Here is a 22,683-nt window from a genome sequence, read left to right as displayed (position 1 = left end):
GGTGCTCACCGGGCGGCTCCCGGTGCGGGCGGGGGCGCTGCCGCGGCGGTACGGCGCAGGGCCCGCTCGATGCGGTCGGCGACGGCCTGCGCCTCGTGCCCGAGCCCGGCCCGGGCCACGGCCAGCGGACCGGCCCCGGCACCGAGGGCGGCACTGCCGGAGCTCGTACCTCCGGAGGATCCGCCCGCACCGGAGTCAGCGCCACCGTCGCCGGGCGCTGCGGTCGCGGTCGCTGCGGCGGTGGCCGAGGCGGCGGGCTGCGGCCGCTCGACCGGGCGCCCGTCGGCGAAGGCGGACACGGCGTAGACGACGACCGGCGCGTCGGGGAGGACGGACACCGTCCAGCTGGCGCGCCGGCGGTCGGCGATGCCGTAGGCCGCGGGCGCCGGGGCGGTCGGCTCGAAGCCCGTGCGCAGGGCGGCCATCGCCGGGGCCCCTGCCGGGGTGAACACCATGCCGACGCTGACCAGCGAGCTGCGGGTGGCGTCCGTGTAGGTGGCGCGCAGCAGCCGGGTGCAGCCGACCGCGGCCAGGGCGGTGTTCCAGGCCGGGCCGAGCGGGGTGCAGGCGCCGTCGGGTGCGACGCCGGTGCGGATCCAGCGGCGGTCGGCCCCGCCGGGACCGGCCCCGTCGCCGAGCAGGACGGGCGGGAAGAGGGAGTCGACGGGCTGTTCCCGCCAGAGTCCGGCGGCGCGGGCGTACGCCGCCTCGGCCGCGGGGACCTCCTGCGCCCGGCGCGCGGCCCAGCTCCCGCTGACCGCCCCGGCGAGCAGCCCGCCCCCGAGCACCCAGCACACCGCGGCCGCCACCCGCCGCCGCCGACGCGGTACGGACACCCCGGCGCCCGGATCTGCGCCGGCCCCCGCGCCACCCGGGGCGTCATCCACCCCGGACGCACCGGAGAAACCGGCCGGTCCGGGCTGAGGAACCGGGCCGGGCCGGGCAACCGGGCCGGCCTGAGCGGACGGGTAGGGCGCCGCGGGTTGAGCGGGCGGGCCGGGCGGGTCGGGCGGGCCAGGCGGGCCTGACGCCGTCTGCGGTTCGGCGGTCACGGCCCGGGGGTCTGGCGGAGGGGCCGGGGCGGTGGGGGTGTCCTCACCGACCGTCATGCGCATCCGCCCCCGTTCCACTGCACCGCACCGCGCGCGTACGCCCTGCGCCGCGTTCGCCGCGTACTCTACGGTGCTCCGCCGGGCCCGCGCCTCCCGCACGCACGTGCCGGACCCTCCCGCACACCCGAGCCGCACCCGCCCGTCGGCCCCCGCCCCGGCCCCGCCCTCCCGTCGCATCGCGTCGCATCCCGCCCCGCGGAACGCTCTACCCACAAGTAGCCGTATCTGGCACGCTGCGCGCATGACTTCGCCTGCCGCCGACAGGGCCCGTTACGACCGGGCCACCGCGCACCTCGACGCCCCGCTCGCGATCGTCGATCTGGAGGCCTTCGACGCCAACGCCGACGATCTGGTGCGGCGGGCGGCCGGGAAGCCGGTGCGGGTGGCGAGCAAGTCCGTGCGCTGCCGGGCCCTGCTGGAGCGGGTGCTCGCGCGCGACGGGTTCGCCGGGATCATGTCGTACACCCTCGCCGAGTCGCTGTGGCTGGCCCGCTCCGGTTTCGAGGACGTGCTGCTCGCCTACCCCTCGGCGGACCGGGCCGCGTTCGCCGAGCTGGCGGCCGATCCCAAGCTCGCCGCCGCCGTGACGGTGATGGTCGACGACCCCGCGCAGTTGGACCTGATCGACGCGGCCCGCGGCGACGGCCGGGAGGAGGTGCGGGTCTGTCTGGAGCTGGACACCTCGCTGCACCTCATGGGCGGCCGGGTGCGGGTCGGCGCGCGCCGCTCGCCGCTGCGCGAGCCGGCCCAGCTGGCGGCCGTCGCGCGCACGGTGGCCCGGCGGCCGGGGTTCCGGCTCGTGGGGCTGATGGCGTACGAGGGGCACATCGCCGGGGTCGGCGACGCGGTCGCGGGGCGCCCCCTGCGCTCGCGCGCGGTGCGGCTGATGCAGGGTGCGGCCCGCCGGGAGCTGGCGGTGCGCCGGGCGGCGGTGGTGCGGGCGGTGGAGGAGGCGGCCGGTCCGCTGGAGTTCGTCAACGGCGGCGGCACGGGCAGCGTGCAGAGCACGGCGGCCGAGGAGTGCGTCACCGAGATCGCGGCCGGCTCGGGGCTGTACGTACCGCGCCTGTTCGACAACTACACCTCCTTCCGCGGCCGTCCGGCGGCGCTGTTCGCGCAGCCGGTGGTGCGCCGGCCGGGGGTGGGCGTGGTGACCGTGCTCGGCGGCGGGTACCCGGCCTCGGGCGCCGCGGGCGCCGACCGGCTTCCGCAGCCGTACCTGCCGCAGGGGCTGCGGTACGACCCCCAGGAGGGGGCCGGCGAGGTGCAGACCCCGCTGCTGGGCGGCCCGGCGGACGACCTGCTGATCGGCGACCGGGTGTGGTTCCGGCACGCGAAGGCGGGCGAGCTGTGCGAGCGGTTCGAGGAGCTGCACCTGGTCGGGGGGGACCGGATCACGGCCACCGTGCCGACGTACCGCGGGGAGGGCAGGACCTTCCTGTAGGTCCGCGGGTCCCCCCTCCCCGTCGTCAGAGGCGTCGGCGCGGCCTAGTACACCGTGTCCTGCTGGTCCGGGACCGTGCTGCCGTCTCCGCGCAGCACGGGGCCCGGGGTTCCGTCGGCTCCGGTGTAGCCGCTGGTGGCGCACGGGTACGGGGCCGTGCGCTGCTTCTTCGGCTCGATGAACATGGGGTTGACGATCCAGCGGCCGTCGGCGTCGTCGTAGGCCCGGCACATCAGCTCGTTCTTGTTGCGGTTCACGGCCAGCCGCAGGAAGGTCGCGTCGCGCAGGAACGAGATGTCGGTGTCGGAGTCGCCCGCGGCGAACACCTGACGGCGGGCGGGCGGCTGCACCTTCTCGGCGGCGGCGCCCCGTACCCCGAAGACCTCCTGGTTGAGCCAGCACCGCTTGCCGTCGATGTACGTGATCATCGTGTCCTGGCCGTCGCGGACGCTCCCGCAGCCCTTGAGGTGCGCGGTGAGCCTGCCGTCGTACGCGAGGACGTTGCGGATGCCGATCACCCGGTCCGGGCGGATCCCGGTGCCCGCCGCCCAGACCTCGACCACGGGCTGGGGTGAGGCGGAGCTGATCCAGACGTCGAAGCCGGCCCGCTGGAGGGTGCGTACGAGGTCCTGCTGCTGCGTGTAGTAGCGGACCCAGCCGGTGGCGGTGGTGGTGCCGACCCGCTGGACGGCGCCGACGGGGGCGGCGAGGTTCTCGGCGCGCGCGGCGGCGGCGAAGGCGCGGATCTCGCGGGCGGTCCAGCCCTGGAGCAGCTGGGCGAGCCATGCGTAGCCCGGTTCGGTGGTGCGGCGGTTCCAGCCCGCGAAGGCGGGGGCGGCCGCAGTGGTGGCTCCGGTGCCGTAGACGGCGGCTATCTCGTCGGCGCAGCGGTCGGCGGCCGGGGTCGCGGCACCGGTGGGCAGGGGGGCGCCGGGGCGGGCGAGCGGGCCGCAGGCGGCGGCGAGGGCGCGGGCCGCGGGGGCGGTGAGGTGGCGGCTGGTGGTGGTCCAGTCCCCGCGCGCGGGCTGGCGGATCCGGCCGTGGCGCAGCATCCAGAACAGGGTGGCGTCGCCGACGTCGTTCTTGACGACGGTGTTGTCCCAGTCGAAGACGGCGACGGGCCGCGGGCTGCCGGGGCGGTACGGCGTGCAGCGCGCGTAGGTGTCGACGAGCTCCTGGAGGCGGGCGCGGTTGTCCCCGTACCAGCCGCCGCCGAGGCGGGGGGCGGCCGGGCAGCCGGCCCGCCCGGCGGCGGGGCCGGGCGCTGCGGCACCGGGGACGGCGGCTGCGGGGGCGGGTGCCGCCCCCGCGGACGGGGCCGCGAGGAGGCCGGCCGCGGCGGCCGCGGCGAGGGAGGCGGCGAGGGAGGCGCGCCGCCGGGCGGGCGGGGTGTGCTGACCGTGCATCGTGCGTGCTCCTTCGGGACGGCCCCCGGACGCGGACAGCCGGGCGTCGTGGGGTGACGCCCGGCTGTCCTGTGGGGGGTGGAGGTGGCTTCGGGGTGTGGGTACTGCGGTGGGGTGTCGGGGATCCGGCGGGGGTACGGGCCGGGGGCCGGCGGCTACAGCGGGGTGACGTACGCCCCCGAGATGCCCCCGTCGACGAGGAAGTCGGTGGCGTTGACGAAGGAGGAGTCGTCGCTGGCGAGGAAGGCCACGGCGGCGGCGATCTCGTCGGCCTCGGCGAACCGGCCGACGGGGATGTGCACCAGGCGGCGGGCGGCCCGCTCCGGGTCCTTGGCGAACAGCTCCTGGAGCAGCGGGGTGTTCACCGGCCCGGGGCACAGGGCGTTGACGCGGATGCCCTCGCGGGCGAACTGCACGCCCAGCTCCCGGGACATGGCGAGGACCCCGCCCTTGGAGGCGGTGTACGAGATCTGGGAGGTGGCCGCGCCCATGACCGCGACGAAGGAGGCCGTGTTGATGATGGAGCCGCGGCCCTGGCGCTGCATGTACGGCAGGGCGGCCTTGCAGCACAGGTATACGGAGGTGAGGTTGACCTCCTGGACGCGGCGCCAGGCGTCGAGGCCGGTGGTGAGGATGGAGTCGTCGTCGGGCGGGGAGATGCCGGCGTTGTTGAAGGCGATGTCGACGGACCCGTAGGTGTCGTAGGCGACCTTGAAGAGGTTCTCGACCTCGGCCTGGTCGGTGACGTCCACCTTGACGAAGGTGCCGCCGACGGCCTCGGCCGCGGCCTTGCCGGCGGTCTCGTCGACGTCCCCGCAGACGACGTTGGCGCCCTCGGAGGCCAGGCGGCGCGCGGTGGCCAGGCCGATGCCGCTGCCGGCGCCGGTGATGACGGCGGTGCGGCCGACGAGGCGGCGGCAGACGGACTCGGCGGTTGCTTCGGTGCTCATGGGTCAGGCCTCCGTGCTGATGAAGACGTTCTTGGTTTCGGTGAAGGCGGTGAGGGCGTCGGGGCCCAGTTCGCGGCCCAGGCCCGACTGCTTGAACCCGCCGAAGGGGGTCCAGTAGCGGACGCTGCTGTGGGAGTTGACGGACAGGTTGCCCGCGCTGACGGCCCGGGAGACCCGGACGGCGCGGCCCACGTCCCGGGTCCAGATCGAGCCGGACAGTCCGTACTCGGTGGCGTTGGCGAGCCGTACGGCCTCCTCCTCGTCCTCGAAGGGGAGCAGGACGGCGACGGGGCCGAAGACCTCCTCGGCCGCGACGGGGGCGGTGGGGTCCACCCCGGTGACCAGGGTGGGCGGGTACCAGAAGCCGGGGCCCCCGGGGGCGCTGCCGCGGACGGCCTCGAGGTCGTCGGTGACGTAGCCGCGGACCCGCTCCAGCTGGGCGCGCGAGATCAGCGGGCCCATCTGGGTGCGCTCGTCGGCGGGGTCGCCGACGACGATCTCCTTGAGGGCCGGTTCGACGAGCTCCAGGAAGCGGTCGTAGACGCTGCGCTGGACCAGGATGCGGGTGCGGGCGCAGCAGTCCTGGCCGCTGTTGTCGAGGTAGGCCATGGGGGCGGCGGCGGCCGCCGCTTCGACGTCCGCGTCGGCGAAGACGATGTTGGGGCTCTTGCCGCCGAGTTCGAGGGTGAGGCGCTTCACGCGGTCGGCGCACTTGGCCATGATCCGCTTGCCGACCCCGGTGGAGCCGGTGAAGACGATCTTCGCCACGCCGGGGTGTTCGACCAGGGCGTCCCCGGCCACCGGGCCGGTGCCGGGGAGCACCTGGAAGAGGTGCTCGGGGAGCCCGGCCTCCAAGGCGAGTGCGGCCAGCCGCAGGGCGGTGAGGGGGGTGGTCTCGGCCGGCTTGAGGATCACCGCGTTGCCCGCCGCGAGGGCGGGGGCGGTGCCCCAGCCGGCGATGGGCATGGGGAAGTTCCAGGGGGCGATGACCCCGATGACGCCGAGGGGTTCGAGGAAGGTGACGTCGAGGCCGCCGGGTACGGGGATCTGGCGGCCGGAGAGCCGCTCCACCCCCCCGGCGGAGAACTCCAGCAGGTCGCGGAAGTTCCCCGCCTCCCAGCGGGCGTTGCCGAGGGTGTGGCCGGCCTCGCGGACCTCCAGGAGGGCCAGCTCCTCGACGTGCGCGTCGACGGCGTCGGCGAAGCGGCGCAGCAGCCGGGCCCGGTCGGCGGGGGCGAGGGCGGCCCACTGCCGCTGGGCGGCGGTGGCGCGGGCCACGGCGGCGTCCACGTCTGCGCGGGAGGCGGCGGGGACGGTGGCGACCACTTCCTCGGTGGCCGGGTTGAGCACGGTGAGCGGGGCGGACCCCTCTGCGGTTTCGGGTGACACCTGTTGCCTCACATGCGTTCGAAGGAGCGGCGCAGTTCCCAGTCGGTGACCGCGGAGTCGTAGGCGTCGAGCTCGACGCGGGCCATGTTGCGGTAGTGGGCGACCACTTCGGAGCCGAAGGCGGCCTTGGCGATGGCGCTGTTCTCCCAGAGCTCGGCGGCCTCGCGGAGGGTGCCGGGGACGTGCTCGTAGTCGCCGGTGTAGGCGTTGCCGGGGCAGGCCTCGGGCAGCTCCAGGCGGTTCTCGATGCCGTACAGGCCGGCCGCGACGAGTCCGGCGACGGCGAGGTACGGGTTGACGTCCCCGCCGGGGAGGCGGTTCTCGAAGCGCATGGACCGGCCGTGGCCGACCACGCGCAGGGCGCAGGTGCGGTTGTCGACCCCCCAGGCGACGGCGGTGGGGGCGAAGGATCCCGGCCGGAAGCGCTTGTACGAGTTGATGTTCGGGGCGTAGAGAAGGGAGAACTCGCGCAGGGCGGCCAGTTGTCCGGCGAGGAAGTGCCGCATGAGGGGCGACATGTCCTGCGGCCGGTCCGGGTCGGCGCCCGCCATGGCGTTGCGGCCGTCGGCGTCGGTGAGCGAGAGGTGGATGTGGCAGGAGTTGCCCTCGCGCTCGTCGTACTTGGCCATGAAGGTGAGCGAGACGCCTTCCTGGGAGGCGATCTCCTTGGCTCCGGTCTTGTAGACGGAGTGCTGGTCGCAGGTGGTGAGCGCCTCGTCGTAGCGGAAGGCGATCTCGTGCTGCCCGAGGTTGCACTCGCCCTTGGCGGACTCCACGGTGAGCCCGGCGGCGGCCATCTCGTTGCGGATGCGGCGCAGCAGGGGCTCGATGCGGCCGGTGCCGAGGACGGAGTAGTCGATGTTGTACTGGTTGGCGGGGGTCAGGCCGCGGTAGTTGGCGTTCCAGGCCTGCTCGTAGGTGTCCTTGAAGACGATGAACTCGAGCTCCGTGCCGACCTGGGCGGTGTACCCGTGCCCGGCGAGGCGCTCGAGCTGGCGGCGCAGGATCTGGCGGGGGGCGGGGACGACGGGCGAGCCGTCGTGCCAGGCGAGGTCGGCCATGAGCAGGGCGGTGCCGGCGTTCCAGGGCACCCGGCGCAGGGTGGCGAGGTCGGGGATCATCGCGAAGTCGCCGTACCCGCGGTCCCAGGAGGACATCTCGTACCCGTCGACGGTGTTCATGTCGGCGTCGACGGCGAGCAGGTAGTTGCAGCCCTCGGTGCCGTGGGCGAGGACGTCGTCGAGGAAGAACTGTGCGGCGAACCGCTTGCCCTGGAGCCGCCCCTGCATATCGGGGAAGGCCAGGACGACTGTGTCGATCTCGCCGCTCGCGACCAGGGAGCGGAGCTCCTGCTCGCCGAGCGGCGGTGTGCGGTCTACCACGGGATTCTCTCCTTCGGTGCGCCGAGAAGCCATAAGGTATGGGTAACGACCATTGCTTGGGAAGAGGGAGGGCCCACGTGGCGGGCGAAAGCGTGAACGGCGGGGGTGCGGAGCGGCTGACCCCCGTCCTGCGGCAGGTCCGGGCGGGCAACGGCTTCGAGGAGGCCCTGGAGCAGATCCTCCAGGTGGTCCGCCTGGGCCTGGTGCCCGGCGGTGAACGCCTGCCCCCGGAGCGGGAGCTGGCCGAGCGGATGGGCATCAGCCGGGTCACCCTGCGCGAGGTGCTGAAGGTCCTCCAGGACCAGGGCCTGGTGGAGAGCAGGCGCGGGCGGTACGGCGGGACGTTCGTGCGCCAGCGCCCCGACACCCCCGCGGACGGGGCCGAGCAGGAGCTGCGCCGGCGGGTGGCGGGGGTGGACATCGAGGACGTGCTGCGCTTCCGCGAGGTGCTGGAGACGGGGGCCGCCGGGCTGTGCGCCGCCCAGGGGCTGACCGGCGCGGATGCGGAGCGGCTGCGGGCGGCCCTGCGGGCCACGCACGACGCCCCGCTGGCCGACTACCGGCGGCTCGACACGCTGTTCCACCTGACCCTGGCGGAGCTGGCGGGCTCGCCGACCCTGACGGCCCAGTACGCGGCGGTCCGGGCCACGGTCAACGACCTGCTGGACTGCATCCCGCTGCTGGTGCGCAACCTGGAGCACTCGCAGCGCCAGCACGAGGTGCTCGTCGGCGCGGTGCTGGAGCGGGACGCGGACGCGGCGCGCGAGGTGATGCGCGAGCACTGCTGCGGTACGGCGGCCCTGCTGCGCGGGTTCCTGGCCTGAACCCGCGCGAGCGGACCCGCGCAACCGGACCCGCGGGCCGGGACGCGCCCGGGCCCCCGGCCGCTGCCGGCCGCTTCCGGCCGCGGTGAGGTCCCCGTAACGCCTGTTTAACGCAGGGGGCTTGCGCCTGGCCGGATCCGAGCGCAAAGGTGTGCGCCTAAACCATTGTCCGGGGTCGGTGGGCCCGCGGCGCGGACGCCCCCTGCGGTCCGGCGCGGCCCGCCCGGACCCGGGCCCCCGAGGCAGGAGTGCTCATGGCCGACTTCGCGAAGGACGCGGACCCCGTGCCCGTACCCGCCGGCGGCTCGCCCCAATCCCCGCAGGGCCCCCCGGCGCAGTCCGGTACGCAGCCCGGCTACCTGGAGCGCCGCACCCTGCGCCGGGGCAGCGCGGGCTGGGTGATGCTCACCGGCCTCGGCGTCGCGTACGTGGTCTCCGGGGACTTCTCCGGCTGGAACCTCGGCCTGGAGAAGGGCGGGTTCGGCGGCCTCGGCATCGCCATGGTCCTGATGGGCGCGATGTACGCCTGCCTGGTCTTCTCCCTCGCGGAGCTGTCCGCGATCCTGCCGACGGCCGGCGGCGGCTACGGCTTCGCCCGCCGGGCCCTCGGCACCTGGGGCGGCTTCCTGACCGGCACCGCCATCCTCATCGAGTACATCCTCGCGCCCGCCGCCATCGTGATCTTCATCGGCGACTACGTCGAATCCCTCGGCCTGTTCGGCCTGACCTCGGGCTGGCCGGTGTACCTGGTCTGCTTCGCGGTGTTCATCGGCATCCACCTGTGGGGCGTGGGCGAGGCGCTCAGCTTCAGCATGGTCGTGACGGCCATCGCCGTGGCGGCCCTGCTGATCTTCGCGCTGGCCGCGTTCACGGAGTTCAGCGCGGGCGGACTGACCGACATCCCCGTGGACACCTCGGCCGCCGGGGCCGGTTCGTGGCTGCCGTTCGGACTCCTCGGCATCTGGGCGGCCTTCCCCTTCGCCATGTGGTTCTTCCTCGGGGTCGAGGGGGTGCCGCTGGCGGCCGAGGAGGCCACCGACCCGGTGCGCTCCATGCCGAAGGCCCTCGCCTGCTCGATGGGCGTGCTCGTCCTGCTGGCAGTGGTCACCTTCTTCGCCGCGACCGGCGCCCAGGGCGCCGACGCGATCAAGTCCGCGGGCAACCCGCTCGTCGTGGCCCTGGAGGGCGACGGCGGCCCGACCACCCTCAGCCGGCTCGTCAACTACGCGGGCCTGGCCGGTCTCGTGGCCTCGTTCTTCTCCCTCATCTACGCGGGCTCGCGGCAGCTGTTCGCCCTCTCCCGGGCGGGCTACCTGCCCCGCTTCCTGTCCCTGACCAGCCGCCGCAAGGCCCCGTACCTGGGGCTGCTGGTGCCCGGCGCGATCGGCTTCGCGCTCGCCGCGGCCACCGGGGACGGCGCCCGGATGCTCAACATCGCCGTCTTCGGCGCCACCATCTCGTACGCGCTGATGGCCCTGTCCCACATCGTGCTGCGGCGCCGCGAGCCGGGACTCCACCGCCCGTACCGCACCCCCGGCGGCACCGCCACCTCGTCCGCCGCCTTCGCCCTGGCCCTGTCGGCCCTGGTCGCCACCTTCCTGGTGGACAAGGACGCGGCATTCATCGCACTCGCCGTGTACGCCGTCGCCCTGGCCTACTTCGCCCTCTACAGTCGGCACCGGCTGGTGGCCACGGCCCCCGAGGAGGAGTTCGCCGCGCTCGCGGCGGCCGAGGCGGAACTCGGCCGCGACTGACGTCGGCCGCGGCCGACGCGCCCGCCCGGGAGCCCCCCTCCCGGGTGCCCCCTCCTCCCGCACCGCTCCCCCGCAGCCCCTCGCCCAGACCAGCGCACCCGCCCAGCTCCCCGGAGGTACCGAACGTGCCCAGGCCGCTCATCGGCATCACCACCTATCTGGAGGCGTCCACCCGCTACGGCCCCTGGGACGTCCCCGCGGCCCTCGCGCCCTCCGGGTACCACGAGTACGTCCAGGCCGCGGGCGGTACGGCCGTCCTGCTGCCGCCGGACGACCCGGGCACGGCCGCAGGGCTGCTGCGCCGGCTGGACGGCCTCATCATCGCGGGCGGCCCGGATGTGGACCCGGACCGCTACGGGGCCGAGCGCGACCCCCGCACCGGACCCCGGGCCGCCGAGCGCGACGCCTGGGAGCTGGCCCTCGTACGGGCGGCCCTGGCCGCGGGCGACATCCCGCTGCTGGGCATCTGCCGGGGGATGCAGGTGCTGAACGTGGCGCTGGGCGGCACGCTGGTGCAGCACCTCGACGGCCACGCGAAGGCCCCCGGGGTGATGTCCCTGCACCCCGTCACCCCGGTCCCCGGGACCCGGTACGGCTCCCTGGCTCCCGAGCGGACGGACGTGCCGACGTACCACCACCAGGCGGTGGCGCGGCTCGGGGAGGGGCTGCTCGTCTCCGCCCGGGCCGACGACGGGACGGTCGAGGCCGTCGAGCTCCCCGGCGCGCAGTGGGTGCTGGGCGTGCAGTGGCACCCCGAGCGCGGCACGGACACCCGCGTGGTCCGCTCCCTGATCGCCGCGGCCCGGACCCCGGCCCCGGCCTCCGTACCCGTACGGATCGCCGAGCCGGCCCCCGTCGGCTAGGACGTCACCCCAGGACCCGCCGACGGTCGTACGGCTGTCTGCGACCGCCGGCGGGTCAGGGACAGCAGGTCGCGGGCCGGCCCCGCCGGGCGGGAGCCGGCGGGCCACACCGCCCGCAGCGCCCGCCCCAGGGACGCGTCCGGAACCGGCACCTCCACCAGCCGCCGGGCCCCCAGCTCGTCCCCCACGGCCAGCTCGGACAGCACGCACGGGCCCGCCCCGCCCAGCGCGGCCGCCTTCACCGCGGTCGTCGAGGCCAGTTCCAGCAGCGGTACGGCGAGCCCGCCGGAGCCCGCCAGGGCCGCGTCCAGCACCTGCCGGGTCCCCGAGCCCCGCTCCCGCAGGATCAGCTGCGTGGCGGCCAGCTCGGCGGCCGGAACCCCCCTCGAGCGCCGGGCCCACGGGTGCCCCGGGGCCACCGCCACCACCAGCCGGTCCTGGGCGATCACCGCGGAGTCCAGGCCGTCCGGCACCGAGAGCCCCTCCACGAACCCGAGGTCGGCCTCGTGCGCGAGCACCTGCGCGGCCACCGCGGCGGAGTTCCCCGCGTGCAGCGAGACCGCCGTGTCCGGCCGCTGCCCCCGCAGGGCGATCAGCCAGCCCGGCAGCAGGTATTCGGCGATGGTCATGCTCGCGGCCACCCGCAGCCGCGAGTCCCGCCGGCCGCGCAGGGCCTGCGCCCCCGCGTCGAAGGCCTCGGCGGCCGCCACCACCTGCCGGGCCCAGTCCGTGACGAGCGCGCCCTCCGCGGTCAGCGTGGAGCCGCGCGGGGAGCGGTCCACCAGCGCCACCCCGAGCCGGGCCTCCATGGCCCGGATCCGGCTGCTCGCCGCGGGCTGGGTGATGCCCAGCTCCCGGGCCGCCGCGCCCAGGCTGCCGTGCCGGGCCACGGCCAGCAGGAGCTCCAGGGCCCCCAGGTCGGGCACGCGGTGGGCGAGGGGGAGGGGCGGCGGTTCCTTGCTCATAAGGGCAGTTTATGAGGACATAGGAAGATCAGCTCTACTGGCCGGTTCCCGCCGGGCGGAACCTGGGTCCATGGCCTCCCTCGTACAGCCCCTCACCCCCGCCCGCACCACCGGCACCGGCACCCGCCGCCTGCCGGCCCTGCGCCACCTCGGCCCCAACTGGTACGCCTCCGTGATGGGCACGGCCATCGTCGCCAACGCCGGCGCCTCCCTCCCGTACTCCCTCCCGGGCCTGCGCGGGGCCTGCGAGGCCGTCTGGGCCCTGTCCGCCCTCGCCCTCGCCGTGCTCCTCACCGCCCGCGCCGGCCACTGGCTGCACCACCGCGACCAGGCCCGCGCCCACCTGCTCGACCCCGCCGTCGCCCCCTTCTACGGCTGCCTGTCCATGGCCCTCCTCGCGGTCGGCGCGGGCACCCTGACCGTCGGCAGCGAGGTCATAGGCCCCCGGGCGGCGCTGGCCGCGGACGCGGTGCTGTTCACCGCGGGCACCGCCGTCGGACTCGCCGCCGCCGTGGCCGTCCCCTACCTGATGGTCGTCCGGCACAGGGTCGAGGCCTCCTCGGCCAGCCCCGTCTGGCTGCTGCCCGTGGTCGCCCCCATGGTCTCCGCGGCCGTGGGCCCCCTGCTCATCCCCCACCTGCCCGCCGGACAGGCCCGCGAGGCCCTGCTGCTCGCCTGCTACGCCATGTTCGGGATCAGCCTGCTGGCCACCCTGCTGATGCTGCCCATGATCTTCGGACGGCTGATCGTCAGCGGCCCCCTGCCCCTGGCGCTGACCCCCACCCTGTTCCTGGTCCTGGGCCCCATGGGCCAGTCGGTCACCGCCGTCAACCAGCTCGCCGACCAGGCCGCCGCGTCCATCGGGAGCCCCTACGCCGAGGGACTGGGCGCCTTCGCCGTGATCTACGGCGTGCCCGTCATCGGCTTCGCCCTGCTGTGGGCCGCGCTGGCCGTGGCCATGGTCGTGCGCGCCGCCCGCTCCGGCATGGGCTTCGCGATGACCTGGTGGGCCTTCACCTTCCCCGTCGGCACCTGCGTCACCGGCGCCGAGGGCCTGGCCCGGCACACCGGGCTCACCGCCTTCCAGTGGCTGGCCGCGGCCCTGTTCGCCGCCCTGGTCGCCGCCTGGCTGACCGCCGCCTTCCACACCCTGCGCGGACTGGCCGCCGGCCGGCTGCTCGCCGCCCCCGCCCCCGCCCGCACCGCCGCCTGAGGGAGGGCACCGCCCCCCGGACAGGACCCGCCTCAGCCGGCCGACGGCCCGGGCGGGTCCTCCAGGTTCCAGGCCTCGTGCGGTACGCCGCTCAGCGAGGGGGCGGGCTCCGCGGGGCCGGAGGAGCCGGCGGGATCCGGGGCGCAGCCCGCGGCCCCCAGCACGGCAGCCCCCAGCAGCAGCGCGGCCGCGATCCGGCGGCGGGCGGCCGGGAGCCGCGTATGCGCGCCTGCGCCCGTGTGCACGCTCGTGCCCGTATTCGTGTTCGTGTTCGCGTTCACCTTCACGCAGCCACCCTACGGAAGGCCCCGCGGGCCTCAGCGGGCCGCGTCCAGTGCGGCGCCGAGTACCGCCGGGGCCTCGGTCAGCGAGGGCCCGTACCAGGTCAGGTGGCGGCCGCTGACGAGGGCGGCGGGGATCCCGGGGAAGGCCTCGGGGCCGTCGTCCGCGGCGAAGGCGTACGGCTCGTCGGGCAGCACCGCCAGATCGCAGCCCGCGGCGGCCAGTTCGGCCGCGGGCACCCGCGGGTACCGCTCGGCATGGCCCGCGTACGCGTTGCGCACGCCCAGGCGGGCCAGCAGGTCCCCCGCGAAGGTGTCGCGGCCCAGCACCATCCAGGGCCGCCGCCACACGGGCACGAAGGCCGTGCGCAGCCCGCCCGGCCGGTCCGCCGGGCCGGGCAGCCCCGCCCAGGCGGCCTCCGCCTCCGCCAGCCAGCCGGGCCGGGGCAGCCCGCAGCCGCGGACGAGGACCCGCTCCAGCTCCCGGAAGGCCTGCGGCAGGCTCCGCACCTCGGTGACCAGCACCTCCAGGCCCGCGGCCCGCAGCGCCGCGAGGTCGGCGGGCCGGTTCTCCTCCTCGTTGGCGAGGACGAGCCCGGGGCGCAGGGCGGTGACGGCCCGCACGTCGGGGTTCTTGGTCCCGCCGATGCGTACGGCGTCCAGGCCCGTCGGGTGGGTGCACCAGTCGGTGGCGCCCACCAGCAGTTCGGGGGCCGTGGCGGCCACGGCCTCCGTCAGCGAGGGGACCAGCGAGACCACCCGCGGGCCGCGGCGGGTCACCGGCCGGGGGGTTCGGCGGTCGCGGCGATGTGGTCGCCGACGGCCACGACGAGGATGCGGGTGTCCTCGGACACGGCCCGCCAGCGGTGGCGCACCCCGCCCGAGAGGAAGAGCGCGTCCCCGCTCTCCAGGCGGTGGGCCCGGCCCTCGGCCTCGACCTGGCAGGCCCCGGCGACCACGTACATCAGCTCGTCGTTGCGGTGCTGGTACTCGCGGCCGGCGTCCTGCTCGCCGGTGAACTCCAAGGCGTGCAGCTGGTGGTGGCCGCGGACCAGGGCGCGGACACCCTCGACGGTGCCGGGGCCGGAGTCCCCGGCGCGGACCAGGTCGACCGTGCGCGTGGTGTCGGAGGCGGCGAGCAGTTCGACGGCGGTGGTCTCCAGGGCGGCCGCGACCCGCTCCAGGGAGCGCATGCTGGGCCGGGCCCGCTCGTTCTCTATCTGGCTGAGGAAGGGGACCGACAGGCCGCTGCGCGCCGAGACCGCGGCGAGGGTGAGCTGCAGGGCCCGGCGCCGCTTGCGCACCGCCGTGCCGACCCGGAGCGGCTCCTTCGCGTCCTTCTCCCGGTCCTTCTGCTTCTCGTCGCTGTCCTCGCGGCGTACCCGGTCTTCCCTGGCGTCCATGGCGGGGCTGCCCTCCCCTTGTCCGATCGCACATCGGTGTGCTGTAAGCACCTTACGCAGCTTCGGGTCCAGGTTTCGCGCCCACGGCCCACCCGGCCCGCACCCGGTGGCGAAGTCGTCCGGAACTCCCGCCTCCGGAGCCCTTCCCGTGTATGGCCTGCCGCCCCTGCCGTGCACGGCCCGTCACTGTCGGTGGGGTGAGGCATCATCGTCAGCGTGACCCGACGCCTGATGCTCCTCGACACCGCCTCCCTCTACTACCGCGCGTACTTCGGCGTGCCGGACTCCGTCCGCGCACCCGACGGCACTCCGGTCAACGCCGTGCGCGGGCTCCTCGACTTCATCGGCCGGCTGGTCCAGGACCACCGCCCGGACGATCTCGTGGCCTGCATGGACGCCGACTGGCGGCCGCACTGGCGGGTCGAGCTGATCCCGACGTACAAGGCGCACCGCGTGGCGGTGGAGTCCCCCTCGGGCCCGGACGAGGAGGAGACCCCGGACACGCTGGGCCCGCAGGTCCCGGTGATCGAGGCCGTGCTGGACGCCTTCGGCATTGCGCGCGTCGGCGCGGAGGGGTACGAGGCGGACGACGTGATCGGCACGCTGGCGACCCGGGCCCGGGGCCCGGTGGACATCGTCACGGGCGACCGGGACCTGTACCAGCTCGTGGACGACGCCCGCGGGGTGCGGGTGCTCTACCCCCTGAAGGGGGTGGGCACGCTCCAGCTGACGGACGAAGCCGTGCTCCGCGAGAAGTACGGGGTGGACGGGCCCGGTTACGTGGACCTGGCGCTGCTGCGCGGGGACCCGAGCGACGGCCTGCCGGGGGTCCCGGGCATCGGCGAGAAGACGGCGGCGAAGCTGCTCGACGCCTTCGGGAGCCTGGACGGGATCATGGCCGCCGTGGACGACCCGGCGGCGAAGCTCACCCCCTCGCAGCGCCGGAAGCTGGACGAGGCGCGGGCGTACGTGGCGGTGGCCCCGAAGGTGGTCCGCGTGGCCTCGGACGTCCCCCTGGCCCCCTTCGACCCGGCGCTGCCGGCCTCCCCGGCCGATCCGGCGGCCCTCGACGAGCTGGCCCGGCGCTGGGGTCTGGGCGGAGCCGTCGGCAGGCTGATCTCCACTCTCGGCTCCTGAAGTGCTAACTTAGGCTTGCCTAAGTGGTTGACCGGGCGGCGCGGAGCACCCGCATGGCTGCGCGCCCGCCGGTCGTCCTGCACATCAGGGGATCAGGGAGACGTCGTGGCTGAAGGACCCGCCCGCAAGGTCGGCACCGCCGTAGTCGTGCGCACCGAGCGGCTCACGCGGCACATGGTGCGTGTGGTGCTGGGCGGTGAGGAGCTGGCCGGTTTCGACGCGGGCGAGTACACCGACCACTACATCAAGATCCTCTTCGCGGCCGAGGGCGCCGTCTACCCCGAGCCCTGGGACATGGAGCAGATCCGCGCGGACTTCCCGCGCGACCAGTGGCCGCGCAACCGCGCCTACACCGTCCGCAGCTGGGACCCGGCCCACCGGGAGCTCAGCGTCGACTTCGTCGTCCACGGCGACGAGGGCATCGGCGGCCCCTGGGCCGCCCGCGTCCAGCCCGGCGAGCACGTCTACTTCCTCGGCCCCGGCGGCGGGTACGCCCCGGACCCGGAGGCCGACTGGCACCTCCTGGCGGGCGACGAGTCCGCGCTGCCCGCCATCGCCGCGGCCATGGAGCGCATCCCGGCCGGCGCCACCGTCCACGCCTTCGTCGAGGTGGACGGGGAGCAGGACGAGGTCAAGATCATCACCCCGGACGGGGACGGCCCGGTCTGGCTGCACCGGGGCGGCCGCCCGGTGGGCGAGGCACTGGTCGAGGCCGTCACCTCGCTGGAGTTCCCGGCCGGCACCCCGCACGTGTTCGTCCACGGCGAGGCCGGTTTCGTCCGCGACCTGCGCCGCTTCCTGCGCCTGGAGCGCGGGATCCCGCGGGAGCGGCTGTCGGTCTCGGGCTATTGGCGGGCGGGCCAGACCGACGAGGGCTGGCGCTCGATCAAGCAGGAGTGGAACGCCGCGGTGGAGGCCGAGCAGGAGTCCTGAGCCCGCAGGGCCGGGACCGCTCCCGCGGCGGACTTAGGGTGGTGCGGTGAGACGCCGCACCGCACCGCCCCCCTCGCCCCTCCCCCAGCGGGACGGCATCGACCCCGTCCGCCTGCGCCTGCCGCCGGACGGCACGTGGGAGACCGTCGGCGGGTACCTCGCCGAGCGCTACAGCGGCGGGCCCGGCGCCCTGGCCGTGGTCGGGCTGCTGGAGCGGGGCGAGGTGTTCGGGGAGCAGGGCCGGCCCGTGGCGGCCGGCGACCCGTACGTCCCCGGCGGGAACCTGTGGTTCCACCGGGAGCCGGCCCCCGAGGCCCCCGTGCCCTTCCGGGTGGCGGTCCTGTACCGCGACGCGCACCTCGTGGTGGCCGACAAGCCGCACTTCCTCGCCACCACCCCGCGCGGCAGCCACGTGCGCGAGACCGTCCTCGCCCGGCTGCGCCGGGAGCTGGAGCTGCCCGAACTGAGCCCGGCGCACCGGCTGGACCGGCTGACGGCCGGGCTGGTGATGCTGACGGTCCGCCGCGAGGACCGCGGGGCCTACCAGGCGCTGTTCCAGCGCAGGGAGGTCCACAAGGAGTACGAGGCCCTCGCCCCGTACGATCCGCAGCTCGCGGCCACCCTGCCGCGCACGGTCCGCAGCCGCATCGAGAAGGTCCGCGGGGTGATCGCCGCCGCGGAGGTCCCGGGCCCGCCCAACAGCGAGAGCCGCGTCGAACTCCTCGAGCACCGCGGCGCGCTGGGCCGCTACCGGCTGACCCCCGCCACCGGCCGCACCCACCAGCTGCGCGTGCACATGAACGCGCTCGGCCTGCCGATCCTCGGCGATCCGGTCTACCCGCAGGTCACCGACCCGGCCCCCGACGACTACCGCGACCCGCTGCAACTGCTCGCGCGGCGGCTGGAGTTCACCGACCCGGTGACCGGCCGGGACCGCCGCTTCGAAAGCACCCGCACCCTGGCGGCCTGGCCGGCCTGAGCACCCGGCCCGCGGAGCCCGCACGCACGGCTCAGCCCGCCCGCACGCCCACCCCGGCCGGGCCCCCGCCCAGGCCCGCGATCCGCAGGGCCGCGTCGGCCGCCGCGTCCGCGAACTCGGCCAGCGGCCGCAGCGGTTCGTCACCGCGGATCAGGATCGTCCCCTCGACCAGCCCGAAGACCAGGCCGGCGCGCAGGTCGAGCTCCGTCCGCGGCAGCCGCGCCCCCGCCGCGGTCAGCGCCAGCAGGGACCGGTAGGCGCCCTTCAGTTCGGCGCGCACCCGGCGGAACTCCGCGAACCGCTCCCCGCGGACCTCGGGGAGCAGGTACAGCGCCCCCGGGTTGTGCGGCCCGCCGCACAGCAGCAGCACATCGGCGCGGCACAGCTCCCACAGCCTGCGCCCGGCCGGCCGGTCGGCCGCGGCGAGCAGCCGCCGCGCCAGCTCCAGGGAGGGCGCGACCGTCGACTCCAGCAGTTCCGCGAGCAGCTGCTCCTTGCCGCCGAAGTAGTGGTACATCGTGGCCTGCCGCATCCCGGCCCGGCCCGCCACGGCACGCGTGGTCGTCGCGGCGTACCCGCGGACGGTGAACAGCTCGGCCGCCGCCCCCAGGAGCTCCTCCCGGGGCGACAGCCCGCTGTCCGGCCGCCGGTCGGCCCGCGGACGGCCGACCCGACGACCCGTTGGTTCCATGAACCGATCGTCGCACAGCGCGACGTCCGCGATCACGGCCGGAAGACCAGAGCGGAGCCGCCCCCTCCTCGGAGGAAGGCCCAAAGGCCCGGGCCCCGGGCCCGGTCCCGCCTCAGCCCACCGAGCTGTACGCCACCACCCCGCGCAGCAGCCCGTCCACGGCCTTGCGGGCGTTGCGCGCGACCGTGGAGCCGGCCTCCCCGGAGGAGGCGGGGGCCGCCGCCGCGATCTGCCCGAGCACGTCGATGACCTGCTTGCACCAGCGCACGAAGTCGCCCGCCGGCATCTCCGCCTCGCGCAGCACCTCGTCCAGCCCCTTGCCCGAGGCCCACTGGTACGCGGCCCAGGCGAACCCGAGGTCGGGCTCCCGCTGGCCCACGCCCTCGGCCCCGTTGATCCGGTGCTGCTCCTCCAGGGCGTCCAGCCGGCCCCAGATGTGCACCATCTCGGCCAGGGCGGCCTTCACCGGCCCGCCCGGCACCTTCGGCGCCACGGCGTCGTCGGACTGCCGCGCCTCGAAGACCAGCGCCGAGACGCACGCGGCCAGTTCGGCGGGGGCGAGCCCCTCCCAGACCCCGGCCCGCAGGCACTCCGAGGCGAGCAGGTCCAGCTCGCCGTAGAGCCGCGCCAGCCGCTTCCCGTGCTCGGTGACCTCGTCCTCGCGCAGGTAGTCCAGCTCGGTCAGCAGGGCGTGGATCCGGTCGAAGGTCCGCGCGATCGTGTTGGTGCGGCCCTCGATCCGCCGCTCCAGCTGCCTGGTGTCCCGCTGGAGCCGGTGGTAGCGCTCCGCCCAGCGGGCGTGGTCCTCCCGCTCGTCGCAGCCGTGGCAGGGGTGCGCCCGCAGCTCGGACCGCAGCCGGGCGATCTGCCGGTCGTCCGCGGCGGCGGCCCGGCCGCGCCGCTGGCGGTCCGGCACGATGTGCCCGGCCTTCGTGCGCAGCGCCGAGGCCAGGTCCCGGCGGGACTGCGGCGAGCGCGCGTTGAAGGACTTCGGGATCCGCATCCGCTCCAGCGCCTCGACGGGCACCGGGAAGTCGATCGCGGCCAGCCGCTTGACCTGCCGCTCCGCCGTCAGCACCAGGGGGCGCGGGCCCTCCTGGTACTCGTACCCGCGGTGCCCGTTGGACCGGCCCGCCGGCACGCCCGGGTCCAGCACCAGCGCCAGCCCGGCGAACTTGCCCGTCGGCACGTGGATCACATCGCCCGGCTTCAGCTTCTCCAGCGAGGCCGCGGCCTGCACCCGGCGCTGCGCCGCGCCCTGCTTGGCGAGGTCGGTCTCCCGGTCCTTGAGGTCGCGGCGCAGCTGCGCGTACTCCTCGAAGTCCCCCAGGTGGCAGGTCATGCCCTCGCGGTAGCCCTCCAGGCCCTCCTCGTTGCGCTGCACCTGGCGGGAGATGCCCACCACCGAGCGGTCCGCCTGGAACTGGGCGAAGGAGGTCTCCAGCAGCTCGCGCGAGCGGTGCCGCCCGAACTGCTGGACCAGGTTGACGGCCATGTTGTACGAGGGCTTGAAGCTGGAGCGCAGCGGGTACGTGCGCGTGCCGGCGAGGCCGGCCAGGGCCTCGGGGTCCATCCCGCGCTGCCACAGCACCACCGCGTGGCCCTCGACGTCGATGCCGCGGCGCCCGGCCCGGCCGGTGAGCTGCGTGTACTCGCCGGGGGTGATGTCGGCGTGCTGCTCGCCGTTCCACTTGACCAGCTTCTCCAGGATCACCGTGCGCGCGGGCATGTTGATGCCCAGCGCCAGGGTCTCCGTGGCGAACACGGCCTTGACCAGGCCGCGGACGAACAGCTCCTCCACGACCTCCTTGAAGGTGGGCAGCATGCCCGCGTGGTGCGCGGCGACCCCGCGCTCCAGGCCTTCCAGCCACTCGTAGTACCCGAGCACGTGGAGGTCCTCGGCGGGGATCGACGCCGTGCGCTCCTCGACGATCTCGCGGACCTTCAGGCGGGCCTCGTCGTCGTTGAGCCGCAGGCCCGCGTACAGGCACTGCTGGACGGCGGCCTCGCAGCCGGCCCGGCTGAAGATGAACGTGATCGCGGGCAGCAGGCCCTCGTTGTCGAGGCGGTCGATGACCTCCGGGCGGCCCGGGGTCCAGATCCGGTTGCGCGAGCGGCGCTCCCGCTCCCGGTCGGCCTCGCGGACCATCTTGCCGCGGCGCCGGTCGCGCGGGTTGTACGTGCGGCTGTTCTCCATGCGCGCCATGCGCAGCAGGTCGGGGTTGACCTCCCGGCGGGCGGAGCCGCGGCCCCCGTGGTCGCTCTCCTCCTCGAAGAGGTCGTAGACCCGGCGGCCGGCCATCACGTGCTGCCACAGCGGGACGGGCCGCTCCTCGGAGACGATCACCTCGGTGTCCCCGCGGACGGTGTCCAGCCAGTCGCCGAACTCCTCGGCGTTCGACACCGTCGCCGAGAGCGACACCAGGGTCACCGACTCCGGCAGGTGGATGATCACCTCCTCCCAGACGGCACCGCGGAAGCGGTCGGAGAGGTAGTGCACCTCGTCCATGACCACGTACCCGAGTCCCAGGAGGGACTGCGAGCCCGCGTACAGCATGTTCCGCAGCACCTCGGTGGTCATGACCACGACCGGGGCCTCGGAGTTGACGCTGTTGTCGCCGGTGAGCAGGCCGACCTTGTCGGCGCCGTAGCGCTTGACCAGGTCGGCGTACTTCTGGTTCGACAGCGCCTTGATGGGGGTGGTGTAGAAGCACTTGCGGCCCTGCGCCAGGGCCAGGTGCACGGCGAACTCGCCGACGATCGTCTTGCCGGATCCGGTCGGCGCGGCCACGAGCACGCCCTTGCCGGCCTCCAGCGCACGGCACGCCTCGATCTGGAAGGGGTCCAGGCCGAACTCGTACATCTCGCGGAAGGGGGCCAGGGCAGTGGCCTCCTCTGCGGCACGGATCCGGGCGGCGGCGTACGCCTCGGCGGGGGAGAAGTCCTCTGTCATCTTGCCTCCGAGCCTACCCGGCGCCTCCGACAGCGGGCGCGATCTTTATCTACCCCCGGCACCGGCCGCTTGCACCCCGGGCGGACCCGTCAGCACCCGCACCGCCCCGGGCACGCACTGCGCGTCCACCGGCAGAGCCCCCAGCGGCTCCCCGTCGGCGTACGCCGTGATCCCCGGCGCCTCCAGCCGCACCCGGGCCGCCCGGTACACGGTCACCTTCGGATGGGACAGGTGCGTGCCCTTGTACACGCGCGGGAACACCCTCAGCAGCGTGGCCCGGCTGCAGTCCCCGACCACCGTCACGTCGAACAGCCCGTCGTCGGTCCGCGCGTCCGCGCAGATCCGCATCCCCCCGCCGTACGAGCTGCCGTTGCCCACCGCGACCAGCGCGGCCTCGGTCTCGACCACCCGGCCGTCCAGCTCGATCCGGTACGGGAACGGCCGGAAGGCGGCCAGCTCGGCCAGGATCGCCAGGTCGTACTTGAACCGGCCCGCGGGCAGCCGCATCCGGTTGCCGCGGTCGTTGACCCGCGAGTCGAAGCCCGAGCACAGCACCGTCCCGTACCAGCGCTCCGCGGCCCCCGGCGCGCCCGTGCGGACCCGGCCCAGGTCCACCTCGCGCACCCACGCCCCCTTCAGCGCCCCGGCCGCCAGCCGGCCCGCGGCCGCCGGGTCCCCGACGGGCAGGCCCAGGGCGCGGGCGAAGTCGTTGCCGGTGCCGACGGCCACCACGCCCAGCGGGACCAGGGTCCCGGCGAGCACCTGGAGGGCCAGCGAGACCATGCCGTCCCCGCCCACGGCGACCACCGCACCGGTACCGCCCGCGACCGCCTCCTCCAGCCGCCGCCGCGCATCGACCGCGTCCGTGCCGACGACGCTGCGCACCGAGAAGCCGGCCGCCCGCAATGCGGAAGCGGCCGGCTGCGCGGCGTGCGCGCCCCGGCCGCGGCCCGCGGTGGGATTGACGAAAAGGGTGATCTCCGAGGTCACCGCCCGGACACTAC

At 75.2% G+C, this 22,683-nt stretch carries 20 protein-coding genes; 8 read left to right on the top strand and 12 right to left on the bottom strand.

What is annotated here, in order from left to right:
- Positions 1-5 precede the first annotated feature (5 nt).
- A complete protein-coding gene (locus tag ACZ7JZ_RS32250; RefSeq protein ID WP_470945700.1) occupies positions 6-836 on the bottom strand; it encodes a hypothetical protein in 831 nt (276 codons plus the stop codon).
- 517 nt (positions 837-1,353) lie between these two features.
- On the opposite strand from ACZ7JZ_RS32250, the gene ACZ7JZ_RS32245 reads away from it, so the two are divergent.
- Positions 1,354-2,556 carry an amino acid deaminase/aldolase gene (locus tag ACZ7JZ_RS32245; RefSeq protein WP_470945697.1) on the top strand — a complete coding sequence of 401 codons (1,203 nt, stop codon included), beginning with the start codon at positions 1,354-1,356 and terminating at the stop codon, positions 2,554-2,556.
- 44 nt (positions 2,557-2,600) lie between these two features.
- Here ACZ7JZ_RS32245 and ACZ7JZ_RS32240 read toward each other — a convergent pair whose 3' ends face one another.
- The 4 genes from ACZ7JZ_RS32240 to ACZ7JZ_RS32225 all read right to left on the bottom strand — a co-directional run bounded on the left by ACZ7JZ_RS32240 (position 2,601) and on the right by ACZ7JZ_RS32225 (position 7,683).
- Positions 2,601-3,962, bottom strand: coding sequence for a haloacid dehalogenase-like hydrolase (locus tag ACZ7JZ_RS32240; protein WP_470945695.1), 1,362 nt, complete (start codon positions 3,960-3,962; stop codon positions 2,601-2,603).
- Between the two features lie 155 nt (positions 3,963-4,117).
- Positions 4,118-4,912 carry a 3-oxoacyl-ACP reductase gene (locus tag ACZ7JZ_RS32235; protein WP_470945692.1) on the bottom strand — a complete coding sequence of 265 codons (795 nt, stop codon included), beginning with the start codon at positions 4,910-4,912 and terminating at the stop codon, positions 4,118-4,120.
- Between the two features lie 3 nt (positions 4,913-4,915).
- A complete protein-coding gene (locus ACZ7JZ_RS32230) occupies positions 4,916-6,301 on the bottom strand; it encodes an aldehyde dehydrogenase family protein (RefSeq protein WP_470945690.1) in 1,386 nt (461 codons plus the stop codon).
- A gap of 8 nt (positions 6,302-6,309) precedes the next feature.
- Positions 6,310-7,683 (bottom strand): glutamine synthetase family protein, encoded by a 1,374-nt coding sequence (locus ACZ7JZ_RS32225; RefSeq protein WP_470945688.1) that lies wholly within the window; start codon positions 7,681-7,683, stop codon positions 6,310-6,312.
- A gap of 38 nt (positions 7,684-7,721) precedes the next feature.
- Between ACZ7JZ_RS32225 and ACZ7JZ_RS32220 the strand changes: the two genes are divergently transcribed.
- The 3 genes from ACZ7JZ_RS32220 (at position 7,722) to ACZ7JZ_RS32210 (ending at position 11,124) form a co-directional block, all read left to right on the top strand.
- Positions 7,722-8,507 (top strand): FadR/GntR family transcriptional regulator, encoded by a 786-nt coding sequence (locus ACZ7JZ_RS32220; RefSeq protein ID WP_470945687.1) that lies wholly within the window; start codon positions 7,722-7,724, stop codon positions 8,505-8,507.
- Between the two features lie 254 nt (positions 8,508-8,761).
- On the top strand, positions 8,762-10,261 hold the full coding sequence (gene eat, locus ACZ7JZ_RS32215) for an ethanolamine permease (RefSeq protein WP_470945684.1): 1,500 nt from the start codon (positions 8,762-8,764) through the stop codon (positions 10,259-10,261).
- A 125-nt stretch (positions 10,262-10,386) separates the two neighbouring features.
- Positions 10,387-11,124: a gamma-glutamyl-gamma-aminobutyrate hydrolase family protein gene (locus ACZ7JZ_RS32210; protein ID WP_470945683.1), complete on the top strand. Its 738-nt coding sequence runs from the start codon at positions 10,387-10,389 to the stop codon at positions 11,122-11,124.
- Here ACZ7JZ_RS32210 and ACZ7JZ_RS32205 read toward each other — a convergent pair.
- Complete coding sequence (locus tag ACZ7JZ_RS32205; protein WP_470945680.1) at positions 11,121-12,089, bottom strand: LysR family transcriptional regulator; 969 nt, start codon at positions 12,087-12,089, stop codon at positions 11,121-11,123. The genes ACZ7JZ_RS32210 and ACZ7JZ_RS32205 overlap by 4 nt on opposite strands.
- 70 nt (positions 12,090-12,159) lie before the next feature.
- Between ACZ7JZ_RS32205 and ACZ7JZ_RS32200 the strand changes: the two genes are divergently transcribed.
- Positions 12,160-13,302 carry a TDT family transporter gene (locus ACZ7JZ_RS32200; RefSeq protein WP_470945677.1) on the top strand — a complete coding sequence of 381 codons (1,143 nt, stop codon included), beginning with the start codon at positions 12,160-12,162 and terminating at the stop codon, positions 13,300-13,302.
- Between the two features lie 32 nt (positions 13,303-13,334).
- Here ACZ7JZ_RS32200 and ACZ7JZ_RS32195 read toward each other — a convergent pair whose 3' ends face one another.
- Genes ACZ7JZ_RS32195 through ACZ7JZ_RS32185 form a run of 3 tightly spaced genes read right to left on the bottom strand, consistent with a single transcriptional unit; the run spans position 13,335 to position 14,986 of the window.
- Positions 13,335-13,589, bottom strand: coding sequence for a hypothetical protein (locus ACZ7JZ_RS32195; protein ID WP_470945673.1), 255 nt, complete (start codon positions 13,587-13,589; stop codon positions 13,335-13,337).
- A gap of 30 nt (positions 13,590-13,619) precedes the next feature.
- Positions 13,620-14,363, bottom strand: coding sequence for a helical backbone metal receptor (locus ACZ7JZ_RS32190; protein ID WP_470945671.1), 744 nt, complete (start codon positions 14,361-14,363; stop codon positions 13,620-13,622).
- Entirely contained in the window at positions 14,360-14,986 is a 627-nt protein-coding gene (locus ACZ7JZ_RS32185) for a helix-turn-helix domain-containing protein (protein ID WP_470945669.1), read from the bottom strand. Before ACZ7JZ_RS32185 ends, ACZ7JZ_RS32190 begins: the two co-directional genes overlap by 4 nt.
- 231 nt (positions 14,987-15,217) lie before the next feature.
- On the opposite strand from ACZ7JZ_RS32185, the gene ACZ7JZ_RS32180 reads away from it, so the two are divergent.
- The 3 genes from ACZ7JZ_RS32180 (at position 15,218) to ACZ7JZ_RS32170 (ending at position 18,035) form a co-directional block, all read left to right on the top strand.
- The gene (locus ACZ7JZ_RS32180) at positions 15,218-16,123 is read left to right on the top strand and encodes a 5'-3' exonuclease (protein WP_470945754.1); all 906 of its coding nucleotides are present in this window, start codon (positions 15,218-15,220) and stop codon (positions 16,121-16,123) included.
- A gap of 105 nt (positions 16,124-16,228) precedes the next feature.
- Positions 16,229-17,056 carry a siderophore-interacting protein gene (locus ACZ7JZ_RS32175; protein ID WP_470945666.1) on the top strand — a complete coding sequence of 276 codons (828 nt, stop codon included), beginning with the start codon at positions 16,229-16,231 and terminating at the stop codon, positions 17,054-17,056.
- Between the two features lie 46 nt (positions 17,057-17,102).
- The gene (locus ACZ7JZ_RS32170; protein ID WP_470945665.1) at positions 17,103-18,035 is read left to right on the top strand and encodes an RluA family pseudouridine synthase; all 933 of its coding nucleotides are present in this window, start codon (positions 17,103-17,105) and stop codon (positions 18,033-18,035) included.
- Positions 18,036-18,066: 31 nt separating this feature from the next.
- Here ACZ7JZ_RS32170 and ACZ7JZ_RS32165 read toward each other — a convergent pair whose 3' ends face one another.
- From ACZ7JZ_RS32165 to ACZ7JZ_RS32155, 3 genes are all read right to left on the bottom strand, one after another.
- The gene (locus ACZ7JZ_RS32165) at positions 18,067-18,726 is read right to left on the bottom strand and encodes a TetR/AcrR family transcriptional regulator (protein WP_470945663.1); all 660 of its coding nucleotides are present in this window, start codon (positions 18,724-18,726) and stop codon (positions 18,067-18,069) included.
- A gap of 112 nt (positions 18,727-18,838) precedes the next feature.
- Positions 18,839-21,679: a DEAD/DEAH box helicase gene (locus ACZ7JZ_RS32160; RefSeq protein ID WP_470945660.1), complete on the bottom strand. Its 2,841-nt coding sequence runs from the start codon at positions 21,677-21,679 to the stop codon at positions 18,839-18,841.
- A gap of 45 nt (positions 21,680-21,724) precedes the next feature.
- Positions 21,725-22,669: a diacylglycerol kinase gene (locus tag ACZ7JZ_RS32155; RefSeq protein ID WP_470945657.1), complete on the bottom strand. Its 945-nt coding sequence runs from the start codon at positions 22,667-22,669 to the stop codon at positions 21,725-21,727.
- Between the last annotated feature and the right edge of the window lie 14 nt (positions 22,670-22,683).

Source organism: Streptomyces sp. NPDC038213 (assembly GCF_055600495.1).
The sequence above is the reverse complement of the archived record's forward strand: the minus strand, read 5'-3'. Positions and strand labels throughout refer to the sequence as shown.